Raw genomic sequence first — 4,075 nt, forward strand, 5'->3', positions numbered from 1 at the left:
GCCAGTGCCACCCGCTGGCGCTGGCCTCCGGAGAGCTGTGCCGGCCAGTTATCAGCCTTATCCGCCAGGCCGACCTCTTCCAGTGCCTGCAAAGCTTCGCTACGCCAGCTTCCTTTCAGCCCCAGCCCGACATTGTCGATCACCCTTTTCCACGGTAATAGGCGGTCGTCCTGAAACATCAGACGTGTGTCTTCGCGTAGGGACTGCAGCGACTGTGTACCCGAATTAAGCTCACCGTCACTGGCGTGATCCAGCCCTGCCAGCAGGCGCAGTAGCGTACTTTTGCCACAGCCGCTGCGGCCGACGATGGCGACAAACTGGCCCGCCGGCACGTCAAGATCGAGATTGTGCAGTACGGACAGTTGTCCAAAGGCCTTGCGCAATTGGCGTACCTGAATCGGATTGCCGCCTTCTTTTAAGGTCAGGGATGCTGTGTTGATTGTCATGGTGTTGTCCTCACATAAGCCGGATGCCAGCGCAGCCAAGACTGTTCCAGTCGGCGCACGGTGACATCGGCTAGCTTGCCCAGCAGGGCGTAAAGCAGAATGGTCAGTACGACGACATCGGTTTGCAGAAATTCGCGTGCGTCCATGGCGAGATAGCCGATCCCTGCGCTGGCCGAAATGGTCTCGGCCACGATCAGCGTCAGCCACATGAACCCGAGCGCAAAACGCACGCCCACCAGAATGGAAGGCAGGGCGCCGGGCAAAATCACATCACGGAACAGCGCCCAGCCTGACAGGCCATAGCTGCGTGACATCTCCACCAGACCGGCATCAAGATTACGGATGCCGTGAAAGGTGTTGAGGTAGATCGGGAACAGCGTGCCCAGTGCAACCAGAAAGATCTTGGCGGTTTCATCAATGCCGAACCACAAAATCACCAACGGGATCAGTGCCAGGTGAGGGATGTTGCGCACCATCTGGACACTACTGTCGATCAGTTTTTCACCCCAACGGGACAGGCCGGTAATCAGCCCCAGCCCCAACCCGATACCTCCACCGATTACAAACCCGATGGCGGCGCGCTGAAAGCTGACGCCCAGGTGGTACAACAGCTCGCCGCTGCTAACCAGCGCCCAGCCGGCCTGTGCGACGGCCGTCGGTGCGGGCAGGATCCGGGTGGACAGCCAGCCACTACTGACCGACAACTGCCAAATGATCAGCAAGAGTAAGGGTACAATCAGTGGAATGATGCGGTTGTGCCACCAAACTTCATCGACAGGCTTCATTGCGTACTCCAGATAAAACGCAGGCGAGGAAAAGCTGCCCGGCGGGTGCCGGGCAGAATCTCAGGGTTTCCAGACAACGGATGGGATATCCAGCTTTTTCGGGATCAGCTTGAGGTCGCTGAAGGTATCGGCGATGGTCTGCTGCTGTTCGATCACCTCATCCGACAGGTAGCGTGCACCGTAATTGGCACGTGTTGCCGCCACGTAGATCACGTCTTCGGCAAGCCCGGTTGAGGGTGCCAGGGTTTTGGCAATCGCACGGGGGTTGTCAATCGCCCAGCGATCCAGCTCCTGCAGCTCTTCAACGATCTCTTTGACGATGTGTGGATACTTCTCCGCCAGCGGACGTGCAGCGATATAGAACTCATGGTTGTTTACCAGGCCGCTACCGTTACGCAGCGTACGCGCTTCAAGGGCATCTTCTGCAGCAGCCAGGAACGGATCCCAGATGACCCAGGCATCCACGCTGCCACGCTCGAATGCGGCACGGGCATCAGCCGGTGGCAGGTAGGCCGGGCGGATATCACGAATACTCAGGCCTGCATCTTCCAGTGCGCGCACCAGCAGGAAATGGACGTTGGAGCCTTTGTTCAGCGCCACACGCTTGCCCTTGAGATCCGCCACTGTCTTGATGGGCGAGTCCTTGTGCACAATGATCGCTTCGGCGGTTGGTGCCGGCGGCTGGTGTGCCACATAGACTAGATCAGCGTCGGCCGCCTGTGCGAAGACCGGAGGGGTTTCGCCCACGGTGCCGAAATCGACACTCCCCACATTCAGGGCTTCAAGCATCTGTGGTCCGGCCGGGAACTCGGTCCAGCGTACCTTGATGCCGCGATCGGCAAAGCGTTCTTCAAGTACGCCACGCTCTTTCAGAATCACCAGCGTGCCGTACTTTTGATAGCCAATGCGCAGCTCATCGGGGATGTCGGCGGCAGAGGCTGCAGACGTTGCCAGGCCCAGGGCGATACCGGCGGCTCCGAGCAGGGTTTTGAGTGAGAATTTCATCTATCGGTCTCCTTGATCAGGCACTGGCAAGCGCCGAAAATTCGGCAGCTGAGTCGGTGAAGGGGCGAGCTGAGGTTGTTTCAGGGCGTGCAAGGGCCTGCACCGGGCTGAACAGTTCATCAAGGGCTGTGTCAACACGCTGGGCCAGGGTGTCTGCCAGTCGATAAGTGCCGGCATCCGTGCGCTCAAAGGCATCATCGGTTACAAACACACTGGACAGCAGGCGGGATGCCGCCAATGCCGACAGAACCGGCTTGAGGGCATAGTCCAGCGCCAGCAAGTGGCCCAGTGAGCCCCCGGTGGCCAGTGGCAGGACCGTTTTGCCTTCAAGCCCCTTTTGCGGGATCAGATCCAGCAGTAGCTTGAGCGCACCTGAATAGGCCGCCTGATATACCGGCGTGGCAATGATAATCACATCAGCCGAAGCCACTTTTTGCTGATAGCGCTGAATATCCTCACTGGCGAAGTTGTAATTAACCAGATCAGAGGGTTTGAAGTCAGATGGATTAACTCGGCTCAGATTAATGTTCAATCGATTAAGCCGTGTTTCAATATAATCCAAAATGATTTCTGATTTTGAGGTGGTAGATGTGCTGCCACCAATAATCAAAACGCTCATGTTTGTTCCTTATCACTGAGTGAATGTGGCTTCATTTTCAGCGGCGACCATGCGTATTGGAAATAATTAAAAATGAATTGAATTGCATGGATAGCTATGCGGAAAAATGACTAAGGGTGTTTAAATCTTTCCGTGCCGTGGTGGCGCGATGTTGTTCAGTACCTGGTTGCCGATGATGGGCAGCTTCCAGCGCACCGCATCATGCAGGGTATGGGTTCGGGCATCGCGCCAGTAGCGATCAAGACCATACTGCTGCAATGTGGATTGTGCGCCGGACAGCTCGAACAGCTGGCTGCTGATCGCCAGTGCCGCTTCATCGCTGACCACTCGCGCCTTGGCTGTTTCGTATGAAGCCTCGGCTACGCTGGTTTCATTCGGGCTGCGGCGTGCCTTTTCGACTGCAGCGGCTGCTTTGTCAATTAACAGCTCTGCTGTATCAAGCTGTATCTGCAGCTTGCCAACACGCTCCAGCAATAGTGGGTCCTGATACGCAAACTCAACGCCGCTGTCGCGTGGTGCACGCGCCCGGGTGCGAACAAAGTCGAGCAGGGCAGCCATGGCGCCGCGGGCAATGCCAAAATCGATCGCTGCATGCAGTATTTGAGCGAAGGGCCCAGCGGCTGTTGGGCGGTCAAATGCGGACTGCATCGGTACGACCCATTCAGGCTTGACCACGACTTGGTCCAGGATAATGGTGCCACTGCCGGTGGTTTTCTGGCCAAAACTGGTCCAGTCATTGTGTATGCTCAATCCCGGTGCATCTGCAGGGATGAATACCAGCTGCGTATCGCCGCTGTCATCGATCACCGAGGTCGGAATCCAGTCCGCAAAAGGTGAGCCGGTGGTATAGAACTTGGTTCCTGTTACCGTCAGGCCGTTCTGCCCAGATGTCAGTCGGGTGCGTTGCTCGCTCTGGTTTCGGCTGCTGATTTCTGCCAGGGCATTGGCGAAGCGGGCCCCTGAGCGGACCAGGCCAAACAGATGATCCTGCTGTGCGGGGCTGCCGTTCAGGCGGATAAATTCCAGCACGTAAAAGTGGTTTTGCGGAATCTGCCCCAACGAGCCATCCGCCGCTGATATTTCAGCCGTAATGTCGGTCACGGTTTTGACCGGCAGATCCGGCCCGCCGGCGGATTCCGGCAGAGTAATGGCCCACAGGCCTGAGTGGGAAAACTGTTGTACTTCGTCTGTCGGTAACCGGCGCTGCAGGTCGCGCTCGG

General features: G+C 57.4%; 5 protein-coding genes. All 5 read right to left on the reverse strand.

Features of this window, described 5'->3' with window-relative positions; genetic code table 11:
• Nucleotides 1–446 (reverse strand): ATP-binding cassette domain-containing protein (locus ABIE61_RS18525; protein WP_354412308.1); only part of this gene is annotated, 446 nt, incomplete at its 3' end.
• Nucleotides 443–1,231: an aliphatic sulfonate ABC transporter permease SsuC gene (gene ssuC / locus ABIE61_RS18530; protein ID WP_354412311.1), complete on the reverse strand. Its 789-nt coding sequence runs from the start codon at nt 1,229–1,231 to the stop codon at nt 443–445. The genes ssuC and ABIE61_RS18525, both read right to left, overlap by 4 nt.
• A gap of 60 nt (nt 1,232–1,291) precedes the next feature.
• Nucleotides 1,292–2,236, reverse strand: coding sequence for a sulfonate ABC transporter substrate-binding protein (locus ABIE61_RS18535; RefSeq protein ID WP_354412314.1), 945 nt, complete (start codon nt 2,234–2,236; stop codon nt 1,292–1,294).
• 16 nt (nt 2,237–2,252) lie between these two features.
• Complete coding sequence (gene ssuE, locus ABIE61_RS18540) at nt 2,253–2,855, reverse strand: NADPH-dependent FMN reductase (RefSeq protein WP_354412317.1); 603 nt, start codon at nt 2,853–2,855, stop codon at nt 2,253–2,255.
• Between the two features lie 120 nt (nt 2,856–2,975).
• Nucleotides 2,976–4,075, reverse strand: a 1,100-nt coding sequence (locus tag ABIE61_RS18545; protein ID WP_354412319.1) for an SfnB family sulfur acquisition oxidoreductase, incomplete at its 5' end; no start/stop codon positions are given.

It is taken from the genome of Marinobacterium sp. MBR-111 (assembly GCF_040547585.1).
Classification (GTDB): domain Bacteria; phylum Pseudomonadota; class Gammaproteobacteria; order Pseudomonadales; family Balneatricaceae; genus Marinobacterium; species Marinobacterium iners.

Coding starts and splice junctions, on each gene's coding strand:
- ssuC (WP_354412311.1), bottom strand. CDS start 1,231: ATGAAGCCTGTCGATGAAGTTTGGTGGCACAACCGCATCATTCCACTG.
- ABIE61_RS18535 (WP_354412314.1), bottom strand. CDS start 2,236: ATGAAATTCTCACTCAAAACCCTGCTCGGAGCCGCCGGTATCGCCCTG.
- ssuE (WP_354412317.1), bottom strand. CDS start 2,855: ATGAGCGTTTTGATTATTGGTGGCAGCACATCTACCACCTCAAAATCA.